Genomic DNA, 20,872 nt, shown 5'->3' with positions numbered 1-20,872 from the left:
TGATACTTTCGCGTACTTTTATATCGTTTTTAACCTAAATTTAGCAACCTGACCATTACCCCAAAAATGAACAAACTGGCTGTTCTTCTCACATGTTTCAATAGAAAAGATAAAACCATAGCATCCTTAACAGCTTTATACAAAGCGCATGATGAATTCTCGGATGGCTGGGAAATGTCCATTTATCTTACAGATGATGGTTCAACGGATGGAACCTCCGAGGCCGTATCCAAAAGTTTCCCGTATGTAAAAATTTTAAAGGGAGATGGAAACCTGTTTTGGGCAGGGGGCATGCGCAATTCTTGGAGCGAAGCATTACAAGGCGAATACGATGCTTTTCTTTTGTTGAATGACGATACCTATGTCTATCCCCATCTTTTTGATGCCGTACAAAAAACACATAAGTTCAGTAATTCCAATTATGGGATGGGGGGAGTATATGTTGGTTCAACCGTTGATGCTGAAACAAAAAAAATTAGTTACGGAGGTAGTATTTTTAAGAATCGGTTTTTGGCAAAAATGAGACGATTGGAGCCGAAGAACGAACCTGTACCATGTGAGTTGGGAAATGCCAATATTTTATGGGTAAGTAAAAATGTGGTGGACAAAATTGGCATGCTTGCAGACGGTTACGTTCACGGTATGGCAGATTACGATTATACCCTGAGGGCTACAAAAAAGGACCTTCCGGTTCTTATTATGCCCGGGACCGTAGGAGAATGTATCAATGATCATAGCGATCCATATTTGAAATTTATGAAACTATCGCTAAAGGACAGATATAAAATGCTCCATAATCCAATCGGGTTTGATTTTGTTTCTCAGACCCATCACATGAAAAAGCATTTTCCGATAAGGCTGCCAATATTTCTTTTAACGGGATATTTTAAAGTACTTTGTCCAAAATTATATTATCAACTCTTATATAAAAACAGAAAAAACTGATATGCGGAAAAAGAACCTCATTGTTTTTGGAACCAGACCGGAAGCCATTAAAATGGCACCTTTGGTCAAAGCGTTCCAAAATTCAGATGAATTTGAAACCAAGGTATGTGTAACGGCACAACACCGTGAAATGTTGGACCAGGTTTTGAACTTTTTTGAGATAACTCCCGATTTTGACCTTGATTTAATGAAACCGGGACAAAACTTATATGGTTTGACCGCAGCCATAATAACCAATATGCAGTCTGTTTTGGAATCCTATAAACCGGATTTTGTCTATGTACATGGAGATACCACCACCACTATGGGGTCGAGTATCGCAGGTTTTTATTCAGGGGCAAAGGTTTGTCATGTGGAAGCGGGGTTACGAACTTTTAACAAATGGGCACCATTCCCAGAAGAAATCAATAGAAGGGTAACGGGTCATGTGGCCGATTTCCACTTTGCCCCAACGCAGACCTCCAGTCAAAACTTACTGAATGAGGGCGTTGACAAAAAATCAATTACAATTACTGGAAACACGGTCATAGATGCATTGCACGAAAGTGTGGAGCGTGTAAAAACATTGGACACCAAAGAACTCAGCGTGCTTAAGACAAAGGTTTCCGTTGACAAAAAAATCATTTTGGTAACAGGGCATAGGCGAGAAAATCATGGACAAGGGTTTATCAATATTTGCCAGGCTCTCAAAGAAATTGCCGAAAAATTTGATGATGTCGAGATTGTTTACCCGGTTCACCTAAATCCAAAAGTTCAAAAGCCGGTCTACGAATTGTTGGGCGATATGGACAATATAAAATTGATCGACCCCTTGGCCTATCCAGAATTTGTATGGTTAATGGATAAATGTCATATGGTTATTACCGATAGTGGAGGTGTTCAGGAAGAAGCTCCCAGTTTGGGGAAACCAGTTTTGGTCATGAGGGATACCACCGAAAGACCAGAAGCCGTAGAGGCGGGTACGGTTATTTTGGTAGGTACGGACAAGGAGAAAATTGTATCTCATGCTGTAACTTTATTAACGGATGATGATCAATATAAAAAAATGAGCAAGTTGCACAACCCTTATGGTGATGGTAAAGCTTGCGAGCGTATTGTTGAATTTATGAAAAATCAAGAATAGTGTCAGAAAATAAAGTAACCATGATGGGGTTGGGCTATATTGGCCTACCCACCGCAGCTTTGATTGCAGGAAACAAGACCCAAGTTAACGGAGTGGACGTTAACCCAAGGGTGGTCGATACCATTAATAGGGGCGAAGTACATATTGTAGAGCCGGATTTGGACGTAGCCGTTTCAGAAGCTGTATCGGAAGGTTTTCTAAAAGCCAGTCTTGAACCTGAACAAGCGGATACATACCTGATTGTGGTACCTACACCCTTTAAAGAAAAGAACGAACCGGATATTTCTTATGTTGAGGCTGCGACCAAAGCTATATTGCCCCTATTAAAGGAAGGAGATCTTTATATTATTGAATCTACTTCACCAATTGGGACAACTGAGAAAATGCGCGATCTGATTTATGATCAACGTCCAGAACTAACCGATAAGATTCATATGGCTTATTGTCCGGAGCGCGTATTGCCCGGAAATGTAATGTACGAACTGGTACATAATGATCGTGTAATTGGAGGAATAGATGCAGAATCAACTGAAAAGGCCGTTGCATTCTACGCTGCATATGTTAAAGGTGAATTGCACAAGACCAACGCACGTACTGCAGAAATGTGCAAACTGGTTGAAAATTCGTCCCGCGATGTTCAGATCGCTTTCGCGAACGAACTTTCTCTAATTTGTGACAAGGCCGATATCAATGTTTGGGAACTGATAAAATTGGCCAATAAACACCCTAGGGTGAACATACTGCAACCTGGCTGTGGAGTAGGTGGACATTGCATTGCAGTGGACCCCTATTTTATTGTTTCCGATTACCCTATGGAATCCAAAATTATTGGTACCGCAAGGGAAATCAATAATTACAAGTCCTTCTGGTGCGCGGAAAAAGTGCAGAGTGAAAAACTGAAATTTGAACTGGAAAACGGCTATAAACCTAAAGTGGCCCTAATGGGGCTGGCATTTAAGCCAAATATTGATGATTTACGGGAGTCCCCGGCAAAGTATATCGTACAAAAAGTATTGCAAAACGTCAATAACGAAGAATACTTCATTGTGGAACCCAATATAGATTCCCATAACGTTTTTAAGTTAACGGATTACAAAACAGCTTTCGAAGAGGCCGATATTATCGTGTATTTGGTGGCTCATAATGAGTTTAAAGAGCTGCCCAAAAACCCAGAGAAACGTATATTGGATTTTTGCGGGGTTTTAGAAGCGAAATAGACATTATAAACTACAATCATGAACAATGTTTTAATTGTTTTGGCACAGTCACTGGAGCAGCCTAGGATAGTTAAGAGGATCAACCAGAAGGCCAAGGAATATAAAAAAGTTCATGTGTACGGTTTTACCAGAAACGTTCACTCGGTTCAAAATCACAAAATCTTAGAGGAGAATGATAATGTTACGATTACTGTTGTTGGTCAGTTAAAGAACAACCAATATTTTAAAAGAGCTTTCGTTTTTATAAGGCTATTGCAGCTTATTTATGCAAAATTCGGTTTAAGGAAAAAATCGATTTATGTTTTTGGACTGGACCTTAGAGCTTTATGTTTTTTTATAATCAATGCTGATGTGGACTATGAAATCAGTGACATTGTTTGGTTATACGCGGGCAAAGGCAAAAGAAAATTGATGGGTTTTTTGGATAGGTTTCTTGCCGGTAGATCACGAAAGGTCGTATTTACGACAAAGAGTTTCTATGAAGGGTATTACAAGAAAAGCGTTTCAGAGTCCCAAGTGGTGGTTACGGAAAATAAGCTGGAAACTTACAATCGGGTAAATCCAGTTGAAAAGATGCAAACAGACAAGCTGCGTATCGCTTACATTGGGGCTTTTAGGTATGCAGATATAATTAAGGGTTTAACGGAGGTAGTGGCAGCGAATAAAAATATCATTTTGAATTTTTACGGGGCTACCCATGGCGGTACCATTATCCAAGGCATTGAAAAAGCGGTGAACGAAAATTCGAATATTCATTACCACGGGCCTTTTAAAAACCCGGACGATCTTGAAAGGATTTATGGTGAAAATAACTTGAATTTTGTTGTTTACAACAATAACCTGGAAAATGAGAAAGTGGCAATGCCGAACAAATATTATGAATCGGGTTTTTTTAATATCCCCATTGTTTGTGCAAATGGTACCTATGTCGGGGAAAGGGTGTTGAAAAACAAAATGGGATGGACCATAGATACAGATAAAGAATCGATTTCCGATTTTTTGAATACAATAACCATGTCAGAATTAATGGAATGCCATGAAAATATAAAGACATTGGATAAACAATATTTTGTAGCATAGTTAAATAATCAAAAGATGTTCAAAGACAAAACATTAATGATCACAGGGGGAACCGGGTCTTTTGGAAATGCGGTACTAGACCGCTTTTTACAGACAGATATCGGTGAAATACGCATATTCAGTCGCGATGAAAAAAAGCAAGATGACATGCGTAATCGGCTCAAAAACCCAAAAATCAAGTTCTATATTGGTGATGTAAGGGATTTTAACAGTATCAACCATGCCATGAAGGGTGTGGACTATGTGTTCCATGCAGCTGCTTTAAAACAAGTCCCTTCTTGTGAATTCTTTCCCATAGAAGCTGCCAAAACCAACGTTTTTGGTACACAAAATACCATAGATGCCGCCGTTGCTAATGGAGTAGAACGAATTATTTGTTTGAGTACTGACAAGGCCGCATATCCTATAAATGCCATGGGTATTAGTAAAGCATTGATGGAAAAAGTAGCCGTTGCCGCTTCACGTAACATTCCTGGGGATGCCACCAAGGTATGTTTAACACGGTACGGAAATGTTATGGCCTCACGGGGCTCTGTGATTCCATTGTTCGTTAACCAAATTAAGGAGGGTAATCCAATCACGGTAACAGACCCCCATATGACACGTTTTTTGATGTCTTTGGAAGATGCTGTCGATTTGGTTCTTTTTGCATTTGAACATGGGAATCAAGGTGATTTGTTTGTGAACAAGGCACCTGCAAGTACCATAGGTGATTTGGCAGATGCCATAAAAGGGATTTTTAATGCGGACAATGAAGTAAAGGTCATAGGAACCAGGCATGGTGAAAAATTGTACGAAACCCTTTGTACGCGCGAGGAAATGCAGAAAGCTGAGGATATGGGAGAGTTTTACAGGATTCCAGCGGATAACAGGGACTTGAATTATAGCAGGTATTTTTCTGAAGGGGAAAAGGATATCAGCAGCATTGAAGATTATCATTCGCACAATACCAAGCACCTAAACAACGATGAGTTAAAAAGAACATTGCTGAACCTTGATTTTATCAAAGAACAGTTGAATGCGGAATAATCTTGTGATTTCGGGGGAAACCTTTCAAGATGAAAGGGGAGAAATGCGTTTTTTCAACACGCTCAATATGAGTGAAATAGTGCGTTTTTATGAAATTTCCCCAGCAAATCAAGATATAATTAGAGGATGGCAGGGTCATCGGTATGAGAAAAAATGGTTCTATTGCTTATCCGGTGGTTTTGTAATCAATATTATCGAAATCAATGATTTTAACCGTCCATCGGAAGACCTGACTCCAATACGAGTTGAATTGGAATCATCGAATCCCAAAATCCTTGCAGTCCCGGGAGGTTTCGTAACGGCTATTAAGGCAACATCCAATAATGCTCGATTACAGGTGTTTTCGAACGCTGTTCTCAACGAATCAAAAAATGATGATTTCAGGTTCCCATTGGATCAATGGTCGGCCAAATGGTAAATTAATAAGATGGAAAAACATAAAATTGGAATTACAGGTCAAGCGGGGTTTATCGGAAACCATCTATATACCACTTTGTCTTTAAGAGAGGATGTGGAATTGGTCAATTTTGAGCGTTCCTATTTTGAAGATGTGGATAGGTTGTCCAAATTCGTTTCTGAATGTGATAGCATAGTCCATTTAGCAGCCATGAACAGGCACGAAGATCCAAAAGTGATCTACGATACCAATCTTAAATTGGTCGAAGATGTAATCGCAGCTTGCGAAAAATCCAAGGTTACACCACATATTATCTTTTCATCCTCATCACAAGAATTAAAGGATAATCTTTACGGGCAATCCAAAAAGGAGGGCAAAGAAAAGTTTATGGCATGGGCAAAGGAAACAGGAGGGAAGTTCTCTTCATTGACCATTCCAAATGTATTTGGGCCATTCGGGAGACCAAATTATAATTCAGTAGTGGCGACTTTTTGTCATAAGGTAGCAAACAATGAAAAGCCGACTATTCTTAATGATGGTGAAGTTGGACTTATATATATCAATGATCTGGTTCAAATTTTTATTGACACTATTTTTGGCGACCAGCAACCCAAACCCCTGAACGGTAACAGTTTTGAAGTTAAAATTGAGCCCAACCATTACGTTAAGGTCTCTCGGATATTGGAATTGTTGAACGGGTTTAAATCCAATTATATGGAAAAAGGAATTTTTCCAAATTTGGAAGACCATTTCGAAAAGTCGCTGTTCAACACCTTCAGGTGCTATATCCCAGAATCGCATTATCCAGTAAAATATACCAAACATACCGATCCAAGAGGTAGTTTTGTAGAGATTGCCAGAACCCAGACTTCCGGACAGTTTTCTTTTTCCACCACTGTTCCCGGAATAACAAGGGGAAATCATTTTCATACCAGAAAAGCAGAACGTTTTGCGGTGATAAGTGGAAAGGCCCGGATTCAATTGCGTAAAATTGGAACGGATGAAGTCATCAACTATGATTTGGATGGTAAGGAACCTGCATATGTGGATATGCCCATATGGTATACCCACAATATAACCAATATAGGAGATGAAGAATTGATCACATTGTTTTGGATCAATGAACCCTATGATCCAGAGGATGCCGATACCTATTTTGAAAATGTTGAATAACAAACCATAAAACATTTAATTTGAAAAAGCTTAAAGTTTTAACCGTTGTCGGAACAAGGCCAGAGATCATACGCTTGGCATGCGTTTTAAATGCTTTGGATGCCAATGAGGCCATTGAGCATACTTTGGTACATACCGGACAGAACTACGATTACGAGCTCAACGAAATATTCTTTGAGGATTTTGGTATCCGAAAGCCCGATCACTTTTTGGGTGCGGCAGGAAAAAATGCTACCGAAACCGTGGGAAATATTTTAATTAAAATAGATCCGATTCTGGAGAAAATTGCACCAGATGCTTTTCTGGTACTAGGAGATACCAACTCTTGTTTGTGCGCTATACCTGCTAAAAAACGAAAAATCCCGGTTTTCCACATGGAAGCGGGAAATCGTTGTTTTGATCAAAGGGTGCCAGAGGAAACCAATAGAAAAATAGTGGACCATGTAGCCGACATCAATCTTACCTATAGCGATATTGCGAGGGAATATTTGCTGCGTGAGGGACTATCACCGGATAGGGTGATTAAAACTGGTAGCCCAATGTATGAAGTGTTACATCAGTTTAAAGGTAAAATCGAGGCCTCTACTGTTTTAAAAGATCTTGGCCTTGAAAAGGAAAAGTATTTTGTGGTGTCCTCTCACCGGGAAGAAAATATAAGCAATCCAAAAAATTTCGAGGGGTTGATAGAATCTTTGAATCAGATTGCCGAAAAATATAATTATCCGGTAATCGTGTCGACCCATCCAAGGACACGGAATATGCTCGATTCCAAAAATGTAAAGACACACAAGAACATCCAGTTTTTAAAACCTTTGGGCTTTTCAGATTACAACGCACTTCAAATAAACTCCTTTGCCGTGTTGTCCGATAGTGGGACAATCTCGGAGGAGTCTTCCATTTTAAACTTCAGGGCGTTGAATATAAGAGAGGCCCATGAGCGTCCCGAAGCTATGGAGGAGGCATCAGTGATGATGGTTGGACTGAATCCAGAAAGAATTTTACAGGGCTTGACCGCATTGGAAGTACAGGAAAGAAGTCCCAAAAGAAATTTCAGGGAGGTTACCGATTACACTATGCCCAATGTAAGTGAGAAAGTGGTTCGTATTATAATCTCTTATGTGGACTACATCAACCGAGTTGTTTGGTCGAAATAATTTTTTATGAAGAAGAAGAAAGTTCTTTTTTTGGCACTTGGATATCCGAATGTAGCAAGGTCCACCATTCTATATACGGACTTAATGCAGGAGTTTGGTGAGCAGGGCCACGATGTCTTGGTTGTAGCCCCTGCTTACGAAAAAGGTAATTATGGTTGTAGGGTAGAGGGTAAGGTAAAAGTATTGAGGGTAAAAACGCTGCCATTGTTTAAAGTGGGGGCCATTAAAAAAGGTATTGCAAACCTTTTACTGCCCCATCAATATAAGCGAGCCATAAAGAAAAACGGTGATCTGGATTTTGACTTGGTAATTTTACCTACACCACCAATTACCTTACTTTCCGTAGCTTCTTGGTTAAAAGCTAAAACTAAGGCAAAAGCAAAGACCTACCTGATTTTACGGGATATTTTCCCCCAAAATGCCGTGGATTTAAAAATGATGAAGAAGAATGGCGTATTCCACAAGTATTTTAGGAAACAGGAATTGAAATTATATAAGTTGGCCGATTCCATTGGTTGCATGTCCAAAGCGAACGTTGCATATGTTGAAGAACATAACCCTACTCTTGATCGTTCAAAATTACATTTATTGCCAAACTGGGAAAAAATACCAGCTCCCGTTTCTAAAGATGGAATTGAAGAGGTTAGTTCCAAATTGGGTGTTTCCGATAAATTCATGGCCATATTTGGTGGGAACTTAGGTAAACCACAACAGTTGGAGAACATTGTTCAGCTGGCAAAACGCTGTGAAGATATCGAGGATATTTTCTTTTTGATTTTGGGAAGCGGTACGGAGAGTGAGCGTGTACGACAATTGATTTCGAAAAATAATCTTACCAATATTAAGCTAGTGGATCGGGTTCCCAAGAAAGAATATGTGCAGATCTTGGCTGCGGCAGATGTGGGACTCATTTCTTTACATGAAGAATTTACCATACCTAATTACCCATCAAAGGTGCTAACCTATTTTGGTCTTAAAAAACCCGTGTTGGCATCATTGGATTTAAGCACAGATTTTGGACAGATGTTGGAGGATACCAGATCCGGCCTGTGGTCCAAAGCAGGAGATATTGATGCCTTTAAAGAGAATTTGTTGTGGATGTACAGTAACAAAGAGAAAGCCATGGAAATGGGCCAAAACGGATATAATTACATGAAATCCCACTTAACGCCGGAAAAGGCCTATAAGACTATAATGGAAAATATTTGATTGAATCCAAAAACCCATATCAACTAAAATAAAAATGCCCGCTTGCTTGAGCGGGCATTTTTAGTATCGATCTGAGCTTTATAAGGCTATAGTCTCTTACCAATTTGATAATAACTAAAACCTAAATTATCAAGCCTTTCGGCATCAAATTGATTTCTTCCATCAAAAATAACAGGTTCCTTTAATGTGGACTTAATTTCTCCAAAATCAGGGGAACGAAACTCCTTCCACTCAGTGAGCAAAAGTAATGCATCAGCTCCTTTCAGGGCTTCATATTTGGAATCGGCATAGGTTAACCCTTCAACATCTTTTAAATAGAAGGATTTCGCTTCATGTATGGCCTTAGGATCATAAGCCTGTATTTTTGCACCAAGAGCGGTTAATTTTTTAATGATATAAATGGATGGTGCCTCTCTCATATCATCCGTTCCAGGCTTGAATGACAGACCCCATATGGCAAAGGTTTTTCCAGAAAGATCCTCACCAAAATGATTGATCACTTTATCCGCTATAACAAATTTTTGTCTATCATTTACATCTTCTACAGCATTGAGCAACTGAGCTTCATAGCCATTTTGTTCTGCGGTTTTTTTAAGGGCTTTTACATCCTTTGGAAAGCATGATCCGCCATATCCGCTTCCTGGGTAAATAAAGCTGTATCCGATACGGCTATCCGAACCAATCCCTATCCGTACTTTATTAACATCGGCCCCAACTAGTTCACAAATATTGGCCACTTCGTTCATAAAAGATATTTTGGTGGCGAGCATGGCATTTGCGACGTATTTTGTCATTTCAGCAGAACGAACATCCATTACCAACATACGGTCCATGCTACTTCTAAAGAAAGGAGCGTACAATCTGCGCATGGTTTCTGCCGTTTTTTTGTCTTCAGTGCCAACTACAACACGGTCCGGTTTCATAAAGTCACTGATGGCATCCCCTTCTTTAAGGAATTCAGGGTTAGATACAACATGGAATTCAATTTCTTCACCTCTTTTCTCAAGTTCAGTTGCAATTGCAGAATTGACCTTGTCGGCAGTACCAACGGGAACAGTGGATTTGTCCACAACGATCAATGGTGTGGTCATGTATTGACCAATTTCTTTGGCCACTTGCAGGACGTATTGCAAGTCCGCAGACCCATCTTCTCCCATTGGTGTGCCCACCGCTATAAAAACCATGTCACAATCGTGAAGGCATTCCTTTAATTGCGTGTGAAAATGTAGTGTTTTATTGGCAACATTGCGGGAAACCATTGGTTCTAGCCCAGGTTCGTAAATAGGAATAACTCCTTTTTTTAAGTTTTCAATCTTATCGTTGTCTATATCGACACAGGTAACCGTATTTCCCATTTCTGCAAAACAGGTTCCAGTTACAAGGCCAACATATCCTGTGCCTACTATTGTTAGTTTCATGCTTTTTTACATGTTTTTAGTGGGTTACTTACGTCTATGTATGGAAGTACAAATATGCGACAAACCTATAAAAAGGTTTTAGGCTTCTAGATAAACTTTTCATAAAACGGATAAAGTGTAAGTTCCCAAAATAAAATGGTGTGTTTGTCTTTGATATTATCGACCATAATAGTTTTTGTACCATTGGATAAATTTATCCACACCTACCTTTACCGGGGTCGATGGCCTATAATTGTAATCTTTTATCAAACCTGATACATCTGCCCAAGTACGTTTTACATCACCCGCTTGCATGGGCATCATTTCTTTGACTGCTGTTTTGTCAAGTGATTTTTCGATGGTTTCAATAAAATCCATGAGCTTTTCGGATTTGTTATTACCTATATTGTAGAGATGATACGGTTCATCAATGCGGTATGCCTCAGAGTATCTGTCCTCTAAAATGTATATCACACCTTCCACAATATCATCTATATATGTAAAATCTCTTTCTAAATCACCGTTGTTAAATACTTTAATGGGCCGATTATTGATAATTGCGCTGGTAAACAGGAACATGGCCATATCTGGTCTGCCCCATGGACCGTAAACCGTAAAGAAACGTAGTCCCGTTGTTCTTAAGCCATAAAGGTGGCTATAAGTATGAGCCATTAATTCATTGCTCTTTTTGGATGCGGCATATAAGCTCACCGGATGATCTACCGAATCCGAAGTTTCAAACGGAACCTTTTTGTTTAAACCATAAACGCTGGAACTGCTTGCATATACCAAATGCTTTATCTTAAAAATGCGACAGCACTCCAAAATATTAAAAAAACCCACGATATTACTTTCAATATAGGCAGTTGGGTTTTCTAAACTGTAACGAACGCCTGCTTGGGCGGCAAGATGGCATACTACTTCAAAATTTTCTTTTTGGAATAGTTTCAATAGATCTTTTTTATCCTGAACATCGAGATGGATAAAACCAAAGTTATCATATTTATCACTTTGTGATAACTTGTCTAGATTTCCTGCAATATCCGCATGAACCCCCAATTGTTTTAATCGATCAAGTTTTAAGTTGACATCATAATAATCATTTAAATTGTCGAGTCCGAGGACAGTGTGCCCATGTTCCAATAATCTTTTTGAAACATGAAAACCTATGAAGCCGGCAGCACCGGTAACAAGAATTTTCATACGATATAATAAAATTCAAATCTAAAGAATTATTAATTCCCATGCGAAGGATATTTCGCCAAGGATGTTTATGCACGAAGTCACTTGCTTCGAACATAAACAATAAAAAATTTAACAGTTTGATTATTAGTTGCTTAAGGATATTTTTTTAATTTCTGAAAGAGCAACTTCATATTATATATTTCTCGGTTTTCATTGTCCGCTACTTAAAATGCCACATATTTTTATTGTCCTAAATCTGTTTGAAAAATCATCATTAACAAGCACTTAATCGATTATTTTTTGCCTTTGGCGAATAGTAGCCAAAAATAAACCGACAGGCATAATTTTCCACTTACTTTTACTATTGAGAAATAAAGTTCTCATCCTACTTATATCAACCCAAAACCGAAATGAAAACCGCAGTATTGAAGAAAATTTGGTTATCGCCACCTCACATGGGTGGAAATGAGGAAACCTATGTAAAGGAAGCATTTGATACTAACTGGATCGCCCCTTTGGGACCGAATGTCCAGCAATTTGAAAAATCCATAGAGGACTTTGTGAGAAATGATGTTCATGCAGCTTGCCTGAGTTCTGGTACGGGTGCCATACATTTGGGCTTGGAGATTCTCGGAGTTGGTCAAGGGGATGAAGTAATTTGTCAGAGCTTCACTTTTGCGGCATCGGCAAACCCCATTACCTATTTGGGAGCATCGCCCATATTTGTGGATAGTGAACAAGAAACTTGGAACATATCGCCAATTCTTTTGGAAGATGCCATTAAAGATAGAATGGACAAAGGAAAAAAACCAAAAGCCATTGTCGCTGTACATTTATATGGAATGCCCTACAAGGTAGATGAGGTCCATGCCATAGCAAGAAAATATGAAATTCCAGTAATAGAGGATAGTGCAGAGGCTTTAGGTAGTTCTTACAGAGGTTTTAATTGTGGCAGTCTTGGTGAAATTGGTATTTTATCTTTTAATGGAAATAAGATCATTACCACTTCTGGTGGTGGAGCTCTACTTTGTAAAGATTTAAAAATAAAAGAGAAAGCAATTTTTTTGGCGACTCAAGCTAGAGATAATGCACCACATTATCAACATTCACATATTGGATATAATTATAGAATGAGCAACGTCCTGGCCGGCATTGGTCGCGGACAAATGGAAGTTCTTGAAAAAAGAGTAAAGGCAAGACGCCAAAATTTTGAGTTTTACAAGGAAAATTTATCAGGGTTGCCGGAAATTGAATTTGTCAATGAACCAGATGGGTCTTATTCCAACAGATGGTTGTCCTGTATCCTGACCCCTTCTTTTGAAATGAGGGAAAAGATAAGGATTGCACTTGAAAATGAGAACATAGAATCACGACCTTTATGGAAGCCCATGCACCTGCAACCGGTATTTGAAAAATGTATATCGTTTGTAAATGGTGTGAGTGAAGACCTTTTTAACAGGGGTTTGTGTTTGCCAAGTGGGTCAAGCCTGGAAGTTGAAGACATGGAAAGAATTTGTGGAATCATTAAAAACCTGTTCAAATGATAAAAGAATTTTTCTTTAAAACAGGTAAGCGATATGCTTCTAAATGGACAGTACTTTTAATTGACCTTGGTATTGTTTCAGTTTCATTTATATTGGCATACTTTATTCGATTTAACCTGAGTTTTAATTTCGATGTACAACGACTATGGACCCAACTGCCGATCATTGTTTTGTTGTTTTTGGTAGCATTCTTGTTTTCGGGCAGTTATAAAGGTGTTGTAAGGCATACGGGAATCAAGGATGTCTATGCCATTTTTAATGCAGTATGTTTGGCCAGTATTGGAGCAATCGCAGTAGTATTGGTCAATAGATATATGGAGTGGGTAGATGGATTTACGATTCCACTCTCAATAATTATCATTAATAGCTTGTTGACCTTTATTGCACTTTCTGCATCGAGATATGTTTTTAAGATCGCTTTTGAAAGTTTGATGAACAGTGGACAAAACCCGTCCAAGAACATAATAATTTATGGAGCGGGTGAGTCTGGTATAATTACCTACAATACACTGACCAACCACTCAAAAATGGGTGCAAAGGTTATCGGCTTTGTCGATAACAACCTTCAAAAAGTAGGAAAACAAATTAATGGGGTAAAAGTATACGACAAATCTATCCTTACAGAAGAGTTTGTTAAATTCCATAATATTTCCGAGGTAATTTTTTCCATTCAGACCATTAACCCGAAACAATTAAGGACATTGGTCAATGAGATTGTGGACCTACCGGTAAAGGTTAAGATCGTTCCTCCAGTAGAAGATTGGATCAACGGTGAGTTAAAAGTATCCCAGATAAAAAGAGTCCAGATCGAAGATCTCTTGGACAGACCTCCCATCGAAATAAAAAACAGTAAAATCGAGAGGGATTTTGATGATAAGGTAATCATGGTTACCGGTGGAGCAGGATCCATTGGTAGTGAATTGGTCCGTCAGATCTGCAAATACAACTATCGATCATTGATTGTTATTGATCAGGCAGAATCAGCGCTTTACGATTTACAGCAAGAATTGAAACAGGCCGGTTTTTTTAATTTTATCCCTATTGTTAGCGATATCAGGGACAAGAATAAAATGCGAGTATTGTTCGAACAGTACCAACCTAACAGAATATTTCATGCTGCCGCATATAAGCATGTTCCTTTGATGGAGCAGAACCCATATGAAGCCGTTAAGATCAACGTGGCCGGAACCAAGACAATAGTTGATCTTGCAGCCGAATACGAAGTTGAAAAATTTGTCTTCGTCTCTACGGACAAGGCTGTGAACCCTACAAATATTATGGGGGCTACCAAACGAATAGCCGAAATGTACATTAGTTGCAGACAACAAGAGGGTAAGACCAAGTTCATAACAACTCGATTCGGGAATGTACTCGGTTCAAACGGATCGGTAATTCCTTTATTTAGAAAGCAAATCGAAAAAGGCGGACCACTAACGGTAACGCATAAGGACATTACAAGATACTTTATGACCATTCCAGAGGCATCCCAATTGGTTTTGGAAGCAGGTGCCATGGGGAAAGGTGGTGAAATCTTTATTTTTGATATGGGAGAATCGGTTAAGATATTGGACCTGGCCAAAAATATGATCAGACTTTCCGGATTGCATTATCCAGATGATATCGATATCAAAATAACAGGATTAAGACCTGGTGAAAAGTTATACGAGGAACTTTTGGCCAATGGCGAGAACACTTTGCCAACGTATCATGATAAAATAATGATCAGCAAGGTCCGCGAAATTGATTATACCAAAGTTCGTAGTATGATCGATGAACTGTGTATTTCTAATTTGTTCTTTAAAGAGAATGTTGTTCAACTTATGAAGAATATTGTTCCGGAATACATTTCCAACAATTCCGATTTTTGTAAATTGGACAAAAAGAATTCCATTACCGAAATTAAAGAATCTCCAACAATTGAACATCCTCAACTCAACAACTAAAATGTATATTTCCATGCGCCAAAAAATCCAATGGGTATGTTATGTTATAATTACATGCCTAGTATTCTCCTGTACACCAGCCAAAGATGTAGTCTACTTTGAAGATGCCAGCCAATTTGAAACTTTGGTTGATGACAATACATTCACTACAAAATTTAAAGTGGATGATCTGGTAAGTATCAATGTTTCTACATTAGATCCCGAGGCCAGTGCTCCTTTTAACCTTTTTAGGGGAGCAGAAGAGGGGGGGATTCGTCCTGAACAAGTGAACTACTTAGTCGATAAGAACGGTGAGATTGACTTTCCCGTAATTGGAAAAATCAAGATAGAAGGACTATCACCTAGTGAAACAAGGGATCTTTTAAGGGAAAAATTAAAAGATTATTTGAAGGACCCCATTATTAATATTAGAATTAGGAATTTTACGGTAACCGTACTAGGATCGGTAAATAGACCTGGAACTTATCCTATAAATGGCGAGCAAATCACAATAATGGAAGCGTTGGGGTATGCGGGCGACATCAATATAAAAGGTAGAAGGGACAACGTTATGGTAATAAGGGATTTCGATGGTACCAAGGTGTACAACAGAATCAACCTTAATCGAAAAGATGCACTCAAGTCCCCGGTATATTATCTTACACAAAACGATGTGGTATATGTGGAACCCAATAAATCCGGAAAAACTCAATCCAGTTTGGATCAAAGGGCAACCATTGCCATTTCCATAGCCTCCACCTTGATTACCTCCGCCGTTATTTTATTGACAAGGAATTAAGAGCTTGGATATTCACTTTAAATATTATAAACATTTCCCAAAGGCATGAACAACTCTGATCTGGATTTAAAAGGTATAGTACAATCTTATACAAGACACTGGAAATGGTTTGTGATAAGTGTTTTCGTTTCGGTTGCTTTGGCCATCCTTTATTTGCGATATGCCATTCCGGAGTATAGCGCAACAGCTAAAATTCAAATACTGGAAGAATCCAATGGCGGTTCTGAATTAAGTGTCCTGGAAGATTTGAATTTGTTTTCCTCGGGTAAAACCAAAATGGAAGATGAAATCGAATTGATAAATGCTAGGGAAAATTTTATTCGTATCGTAAAAAACCTAGATCTTAATATTCGTTTTTTCTTGCAAGGAAACATAAAAGATGCAGAGCTGTACGAATCAAAATCAAAGCCATTTTCAATAAATTTTTTGGCCAACGATTCCATCATAAGCAATTCCAAGGCGATGTTCTTTGTTAAGGTCTATTCGGACACCTCGTTCGGATTTAGGGAAAAGGAGGATAATCCAGAAAAAAAGGTGGCTTTTGGGGAAAAGGTAAAAACTGAAATCGGTGATATTATAATTACTCCTAATGCCAATCTTGGAAGTTTTAAAAATAGGAATATAAGGGTAACGGTAAGTCCAGTAAATGCAGTTGCCGATTACTATAGGAAAAAGACGAGTGTCCGGGCAAATGACACCAAGTTTTCCAATATCATTAACCTAACGCTCAACGATCCAATTGAGCGCAGGGCGATCGATATTATTAACTCATTGATCAATATAAATAATTCCAATGCGGTACGGGACAAAAAAGAAATTGCCGACAGGACATCCAAATTTATAAATGACCGTATCACCGAAATATATTCCAATCTTTCCAGTGTAGATGAAACTGCGGAAAACTACAAAACCAGTAGAGGTATAGCCGATTTAGGTTCGCAATCCAGTGTAAACTTTGATATGAGCGCCGCAGGGGAGCAAGAATTACAAAACGTCAATATTCAACTGAACATCGCAAGTACCATGAGAGATTTGATCGATGGGCAACAGGGATACGAAATTATTCCGGAAGTAGGCTTGGCAGATCAAAGTATTTCCTCCACGGCGATGCGGTATAACGAGTTGGTAGTGCGCAGGAATAGATTATTGGAAAGTTCCAATGAAAAAAACCCGGTAGTGGTTAAGTTAGATCAACAATTGGAAGCTCTCAAGACCGGAATGAAATCCAGTTTGAACAATGTTACCAACAATCTAAACTTACAGGTAAATAGTTTGAGCAAACAATTATCACAGATAAATTCAAGAATTTATGCAGCACCCGGCAACGAACGTGCTTTAAGGGACATTAGCAGAAAACAACAGACAACAGAGTCCTTATACTTATATCTTTTGCAAAAAAGGGAGGAATCCCAGATAACATTTGCCTCTGCATCACCAAAATCCAAAATTGTGGATTCAGCATACGGTTCCAACCGACCTGTATCGCCAAAGACCAATGCAATCTACCTAGCAGCTTTCATTTTAGGTCTTCTAGTACCATTTTCGATTATTTACGCAAGGGATTTGCTGGACAATAAGATTCATAACAAGGTAGAACTGGAAAAGTTAATATCCAACAAAGTACCTGTATTGGCCGAACTGCCGAAGATTGGCAGAAAGGACAAGAAATTGGTGTCAGGGTTTGATCGATCCGTTCTTGGTGAGTCCTTAAGAATTCTGAGGACCAATTTAGATTATTTGTTGAGACAGAATATAAAATCCAAAAAAGGGAGTGTTACCTTAATAACTTCGAGTGTATCCGGTGAAGGAAAAACTTTTTTATCGTCCAATTTGACGATGGTTCTTGCCAGTACCAAAAAGAATGTGCTCTTGGTCGGAGCCGATATACGTAATCCAAAATTGCACAACTTTTATCTGGACCTTGATGAAAACGGAAATCAAAAAAAGAGAACGGATTTGGTCGGATTGACAGAGTACCTTTATAATGATGACTTAAAAGTAGATGAAGTGATTTCTACCATTCAGGTAGGCGATAACCATATCGACATTGTTTTTTCTGGTAAGATCCCACCAAATCCAGCAGAACTACTTATGAGTAATCGCCTAGGAGAGTTTTTTGAAGAAATCCGCGAGAAATATGATTATGTAATAGTGGATTCTGCACCCATGTTGGCCGTAACGGATACTTTGTTGATAGGGGAATATGCCGATCAAATCTTGTATGTAACAAAATCTGGCGTAACCGAAAGAAAAGTTCTTGAGTATCCAATTAAATTATTGGATGAAGGAAAGGTAAAAAACTTGTCCTTTATAGTCAATGGAGTTAAGGAATCCAATCTTGGTTACGGTGGAAAGTATGGTTACGGCTACGGCAAAACCGTTAAAAAATGGTGGAAATTCTCCTAATCAGTAAAAGGATTGAATTGTATTTTCGATAACGGGCAATACTTTGTTCAACACTTTTTTGGACAGTCGGATTTCTCTGAGAAGATTCAATTGCCTCGCATTATGGACATCGGTTCCCACAAAGTCGATAAGGTCGTCTTTTAACAATTTCTCCGCAATTTTTTGTACATCGGAGCCATAGGAAGCGGCACTTAACGAAAGTAGGTTGAGCTGGAATAGGATCCCATTCGATTTCATGGACGGATATTTGCCATATTTACCATGGTAGTACATATAGCGTTCCGGGTGCGCCAAAATGGGAAAGTACTTGTGCTGGGCAATCTTGTTCACCGCAAGATCAAAATTGAAAGAAGGTTGTAGATAGGACATTTCGATCAACAAATATTCCTTGTTTAAGGGCATTATCTGTTTGTCTTCCAAAATATTCTCAAAATTATCGTCGATCATATGTTCGGCCGCACAGTGCAAAGTAATATCCGATAAGCCGTTTTTCTCCAATCCGGCCAATAGCGCTTTATGGGCATTTTTTATTGTTTCCGGCGTGTTATCGTAATGGTTGTGCATAATATGGGGCGTACACCTAAAATAGGTAACTCCCATATCTGCGAAGCCATTGATCAATGCAATGGATTCATCCACAGTTTTGGCACCATCGTCCAAACCTGGAATTATATGATTGTGAATGTCCACTAGACCGTGTAAATAATCGGCCAAATAAATTTTCTTCTCAAAAAAACTTATCATGCATAAAATTTGGACTGCAAAGATAATGGTTCTGTACCCTCAATCCATAAGACTGTAAGCAATAATAGGGAATCGGTTGGTCCAAAAATAGAAATCCGGCCCATAGGACCGGATGTATAGATTCGCTACATTAAATTTCTAAACTAAACTTAAAGGCTAAGATAAGCAACATCCAAGGGCTTATCGATTAACAAAAGGTCAAAAAGGTTAACGAAAGATTAATCAGGTTAACCAACATGTAAATAGCTCCCGATTTTTTGTTTACTTCGCATTATGCTGACCAAAAGAAACCTTTATCTCCTAATTTTTGTAATTGCCGTTATAGGTCTTTTGGTGGTCCAATACCAGTATTTAAGAGTAGGTTTGGGATTGGCCAAAGCTCAGTTTTCCGATAAAATAGATAAAGCACGGGAGAACATAAATAGTGAATTGTCCACGGTAAATGCACTTACCTATACTTTGGGGAATGCCATACAAAAGGACACCTCCCAAGTACATATAAGTTTGGACAGTCTAGAAAAAGCTTCCCAATACTATCTAAACGATTATATCGCATATCAATTAAAAGTATCGGGCATAGACGCCCCATTTACCTATACCCTTTATTCCAGGGATTCTATCACCTATTTAAGTTCTGCAAGGCCACATCTTTCTAAAAAGGAAAACTTGACGTATCCTATGAAGATCGAAGGCTATTTGCCCAAGCTCTTACAAAAGGAAGTAATCTTGGAAATCGGTTTTGAAGATTTAAACAACTATTTTCTGGGACAGATCAGGGGACTGATCCTGCCAGGACTGTTGTTTTTATTGATGATAATTTTCGTTGTTATTTGGGTGTTGCGGTCGTTTTACTTGCAACGAAGCATTATTACCAACACGAACGATTTTATAAATAACCTGACACACGAGCTCAAAACCCCTGTGTTTTCCATTGGCTTGGCCACAAAAATTTTGAAAGAGGATGTTCCAGATGAGAAAAAAGAGGTTGTGGACCTTATCCGAACAGAATCGGATAGACTTAAAAAACATATCGATAAGGTTTTGGAACTCGCCAGTATGGAATCCGGAAACCCATTGATGCAGTATCAGGAAGTGGATTTTAGGCCCGAATTGGAGCGGATTTGTCAGAGTTTCGCCTTACTTGCCAAGCACGAGGGGATTGATTTTAGCTACACATTGGAAAAGGGATCTTATTTAATAAATGCAGAAAAGTTCCATTTGGAAAATGTAATCGGTAACCTCTTGGAGAATGCACGTAAATACTCCGATCACCCCATTATAAAACTAAACGCATACAAACAAAAGGGGAGATTGCTGATCAATATTTCCGATAACGGAGTTGGAATTTCACAGGAAGACATCAAAAAAATCTTTAGCAAATATTATAGGGTAAAAAACGGTAACGTGCACAAGGTAAAAGGATATGGTCTTGGGTTATATTATGTTCAAAAAATTATAAAAATGCACAGGGGAAAGGTATCCGTACAAAGCGAATTGGGCAAAGGCACCAACTTTACCCTATCCCTTAAATTAATGAACAATGGATAG

Annotated in this window: 17 protein-coding genes; 14 read left to right on the top strand and 3 right to left on the bottom strand. The window is 38.7% G+C overall.

Features of this window, described 5'->3' with window-relative positions; all coding sequences use genetic code 11:
- Nucleotides 1-66: 66 nt before the first annotated feature.
- From ACXAFK_RS10470 to ACXAFK_RS10430, 9 genes are read left to right on the top strand one after another with little or no spacing between them, the layout of a single operon-like run.
- Nucleotides 67-945 carry a glycosyltransferase family 2 protein gene (locus ACXAFK_RS10470; RefSeq protein ID WP_474957712.1) on the top strand — a complete coding sequence of 293 codons (879 nt, stop codon included), beginning with the start codon at nt 67-69 and terminating at the stop codon, nt 943-945.
- 1 nt (nt 946) lies between these two features.
- Complete coding sequence (wecB, locus tag ACXAFK_RS10465) at nt 947-2,068, top strand: non-hydrolyzing UDP-N-acetylglucosamine 2-epimerase (RefSeq protein ID WP_474957711.1); 1,122 nt, start codon at nt 947-949, stop codon at nt 2,066-2,068.
- A 20-nt stretch (nt 2,069-2,088) separates the two neighbouring features.
- On the top strand, nt 2,089-3,285 hold the full coding sequence (wecC, locus tag ACXAFK_RS10460) for a UDP-N-acetyl-D-mannosamine dehydrogenase (protein WP_474958163.1): 1,197 nt from the start codon (nt 2,089-2,091) through the stop codon (nt 3,283-3,285).
- A gap of 18 nt (nt 3,286-3,303) precedes the next feature.
- On the top strand, nt 3,304-4,365 hold the full coding sequence (locus tag ACXAFK_RS10455; RefSeq protein ID WP_474957710.1) for a glycosyltransferase family protein: 1,062 nt from the start codon (nt 3,304-3,306) through the stop codon (nt 4,363-4,365).
- 15 nt (nt 4,366-4,380) lie between these two features.
- Complete coding sequence (locus ACXAFK_RS10450; RefSeq protein WP_474957709.1) at nt 4,381-5,394, top strand: polysaccharide biosynthesis protein; 1,014 nt, start codon at nt 4,381-4,383, stop codon at nt 5,392-5,394.
- Nucleotides 5,384-5,812 carry a cupin domain-containing protein gene (locus ACXAFK_RS10445; RefSeq protein WP_474957708.1) on the top strand — a complete coding sequence of 143 codons (429 nt, stop codon included), beginning with the start codon at nt 5,384-5,386 and terminating at the stop codon, nt 5,810-5,812. The genes ACXAFK_RS10450 and ACXAFK_RS10445 overlap by 11 nt, the downstream gene beginning before the upstream one ends.
- Before the next feature lie 9 nt (nt 5,813-5,821).
- A complete protein-coding gene (locus ACXAFK_RS10440; RefSeq protein ID WP_474957707.1) occupies nt 5,822-6,964 on the top strand; it encodes a polysaccharide biosynthesis C-terminal domain-containing protein in 1,143 nt (380 codons plus the stop codon).
- A 20-nt stretch (nt 6,965-6,984) separates the two neighbouring features.
- Nucleotides 6,985-8,118: a non-hydrolyzing UDP-N-acetylglucosamine 2-epimerase gene (wecB, locus tag ACXAFK_RS10435; protein WP_474957706.1), complete on the top strand. Its 1,134-nt coding sequence runs from the start codon at nt 6,985-6,987 to the stop codon at nt 8,116-8,118.
- A gap of 6 nt (nt 8,119-8,124) precedes the next feature.
- Nucleotides 8,125-9,327, top strand: a complete 1,203-nt coding sequence (locus ACXAFK_RS10430; RefSeq protein WP_474957705.1) for a glycosyltransferase family 4 protein — start codon at nt 8,125-8,127, stop codon at nt 9,325-9,327.
- A gap of 86 nt (nt 9,328-9,413) precedes the next feature.
- On the opposite strand, the gene ACXAFK_RS10425 is transcribed toward ACXAFK_RS10430, so the two are convergent.
- Complete coding sequence (locus tag ACXAFK_RS10425; protein ID WP_474957704.1) at nt 9,414-10,745, bottom strand: UDP-glucose dehydrogenase family protein; 1,332 nt, start codon at nt 10,743-10,745, stop codon at nt 9,414-9,416.
- A 156-nt stretch (nt 10,746-10,901) separates the two neighbouring features.
- On the bottom strand, nt 10,902-11,927 hold the full coding sequence (locus ACXAFK_RS10420; RefSeq protein ID WP_474957703.1) for an NAD-dependent epimerase: 1,026 nt from the start codon (nt 11,925-11,927) through the stop codon (nt 10,902-10,904).
- Between the two features lie 392 nt (nt 11,928-12,319).
- Between ACXAFK_RS10420 and ACXAFK_RS10415 the strand changes: the two genes are divergently transcribed.
- From ACXAFK_RS10415 to ACXAFK_RS10400, 4 genes are read left to right on the top strand one after another with little or no spacing between them, the layout of a single operon-like run.
- Nucleotides 12,320-13,453, top strand: a complete 1,134-nt coding sequence (locus ACXAFK_RS10415; RefSeq protein WP_474957702.1) for a DegT/DnrJ/EryC1/StrS family aminotransferase — start codon at nt 12,320-12,322, stop codon at nt 13,451-13,453.
- Nucleotides 13,450-15,396: a polysaccharide biosynthesis protein gene (locus tag ACXAFK_RS10410; RefSeq protein WP_474957701.1), complete on the top strand. Its 1,947-nt coding sequence runs from the start codon at nt 13,450-13,452 to the stop codon at nt 15,394-15,396. The genes ACXAFK_RS10415 and ACXAFK_RS10410 overlap by 4 nt, the downstream gene beginning before the upstream one ends.
- Before the next feature lie 13 nt (nt 15,397-15,409).
- Entirely contained in the window at nt 15,410-16,174 is a 765-nt protein-coding gene (locus ACXAFK_RS10405; protein WP_375334279.1) for a polysaccharide biosynthesis/export family protein, read from the top strand.
- 45 nt (nt 16,175-16,219) lie between these two features.
- Nucleotides 16,220-18,580, top strand: a complete 2,361-nt coding sequence (locus ACXAFK_RS10400; protein WP_474957700.1) for a GumC family protein — start codon at nt 16,220-16,222, stop codon at nt 18,578-18,580.
- Here ACXAFK_RS10400 and ACXAFK_RS10395 read toward each other — a convergent pair whose 3' ends face one another.
- The gene (locus tag ACXAFK_RS10395) at nt 18,581-19,324 is read right to left on the bottom strand and encodes a tyrosine-protein phosphatase (RefSeq protein ID WP_474957699.1); all 744 of its coding nucleotides are present in this window, start codon (nt 19,322-19,324) and stop codon (nt 18,581-18,583) included.
- Between the two features lie 273 nt (nt 19,325-19,597).
- On the opposite strand from ACXAFK_RS10395, the gene ACXAFK_RS10390 reads away from it, so the two are divergent.
- A complete protein-coding gene (locus ACXAFK_RS10390) occupies nt 19,598-20,872 on the top strand; it encodes a sensor histidine kinase (RefSeq protein ID WP_474957698.1) in 1,275 nt (424 codons plus the stop codon).

Source organism: Flagellimonas sp. ABD4_174 (assembly GCF_056160185.1).
Note: the sequence above shows the minus strand (reverse complement) of the source record. Positions and strands in the feature narration are given on the sequence as shown.

Coding starts and splice junctions, on each gene's coding strand:
- ACXAFK_RS10470 (WP_474957712.1), top strand. CDS start 67: ATGAACAAACTGGCTGTTCTTCTCACATGTTTCAATAGAAAAGATAAA.
- wecB (WP_474957711.1), top strand. CDS start 947: ATGCGGAAAAAGAACCTCATTGTTTTTGGAACCAGACCGGAAGCCATT.
- wecC (WP_474958163.1), top strand. CDS start 2,089: ATGATGGGGTTGGGCTATATTGGCCTACCCACCGCAGCTTTGATTGCA.
- ACXAFK_RS10455 (WP_474957710.1), top strand. CDS start 3,304: ATGAACAATGTTTTAATTGTTTTGGCACAGTCACTGGAGCAGCCTAGG.
- ACXAFK_RS10450 (WP_474957709.1), top strand. CDS start 4,381: ATGTTCAAAGACAAAACATTAATGATCACAGGGGGAACCGGGTCTTTT.
- ACXAFK_RS10445 (WP_474957708.1), top strand. CDS start 5,384: ATGCGGAATAATCTTGTGATTTCGGGGGAAACCTTTCAAGATGAAAGG.
- ACXAFK_RS10440 (WP_474957707.1), top strand. CDS start 5,822: ATGGAAAAACATAAAATTGGAATTACAGGTCAAGCGGGGTTTATCGGA.
- ACXAFK_RS10430 (WP_474957705.1), top strand. CDS start 8,125: ATGAAGAAGAAGAAAGTTCTTTTTTTGGCACTTGGATATCCGAATGTA.
- ACXAFK_RS10425 (WP_474957704.1), bottom strand. CDS start 10,745: ATGAAACTAACAATAGTAGGCACAGGATATGTTGGCCTTGTAACTGGA.
- ACXAFK_RS10420 (WP_474957703.1), bottom strand. CDS start 11,927: ATGAAAATTCTTGTTACCGGTGCTGCCGGCTTCATAGGTTTTCATGTT.
- ACXAFK_RS10415 (WP_474957702.1), top strand. CDS start 12,320: ATGAAAACCGCAGTATTGAAGAAAATTTGGTTATCGCCACCTCACATG.
- ACXAFK_RS10410 (WP_474957701.1), top strand. CDS start 13,450: ATGATAAAAGAATTTTTCTTTAAAACAGGTAAGCGATATGCTTCTAAA.
- ACXAFK_RS10405 (WP_375334279.1), top strand. CDS start 15,410: ATGCGCCAAAAAATCCAATGGGTATGTTATGTTATAATTACATGCCTA.
- ACXAFK_RS10400 (WP_474957700.1), top strand. CDS start 16,220: ATGAACAACTCTGATCTGGATTTAAAAGGTATAGTACAATCTTATACA.
- ACXAFK_RS10395 (WP_474957699.1), bottom strand. CDS start 19,324: ATGATAAGTTTTTTTGAGAAGAAAATTTATTTGGCCGATTATTTACAC.
- ACXAFK_RS10390 (WP_474957698.1), top strand. CDS start 19,598: ATGCTGACCAAAAGAAACCTTTATCTCCTAATTTTTGTAATTGCCGTT.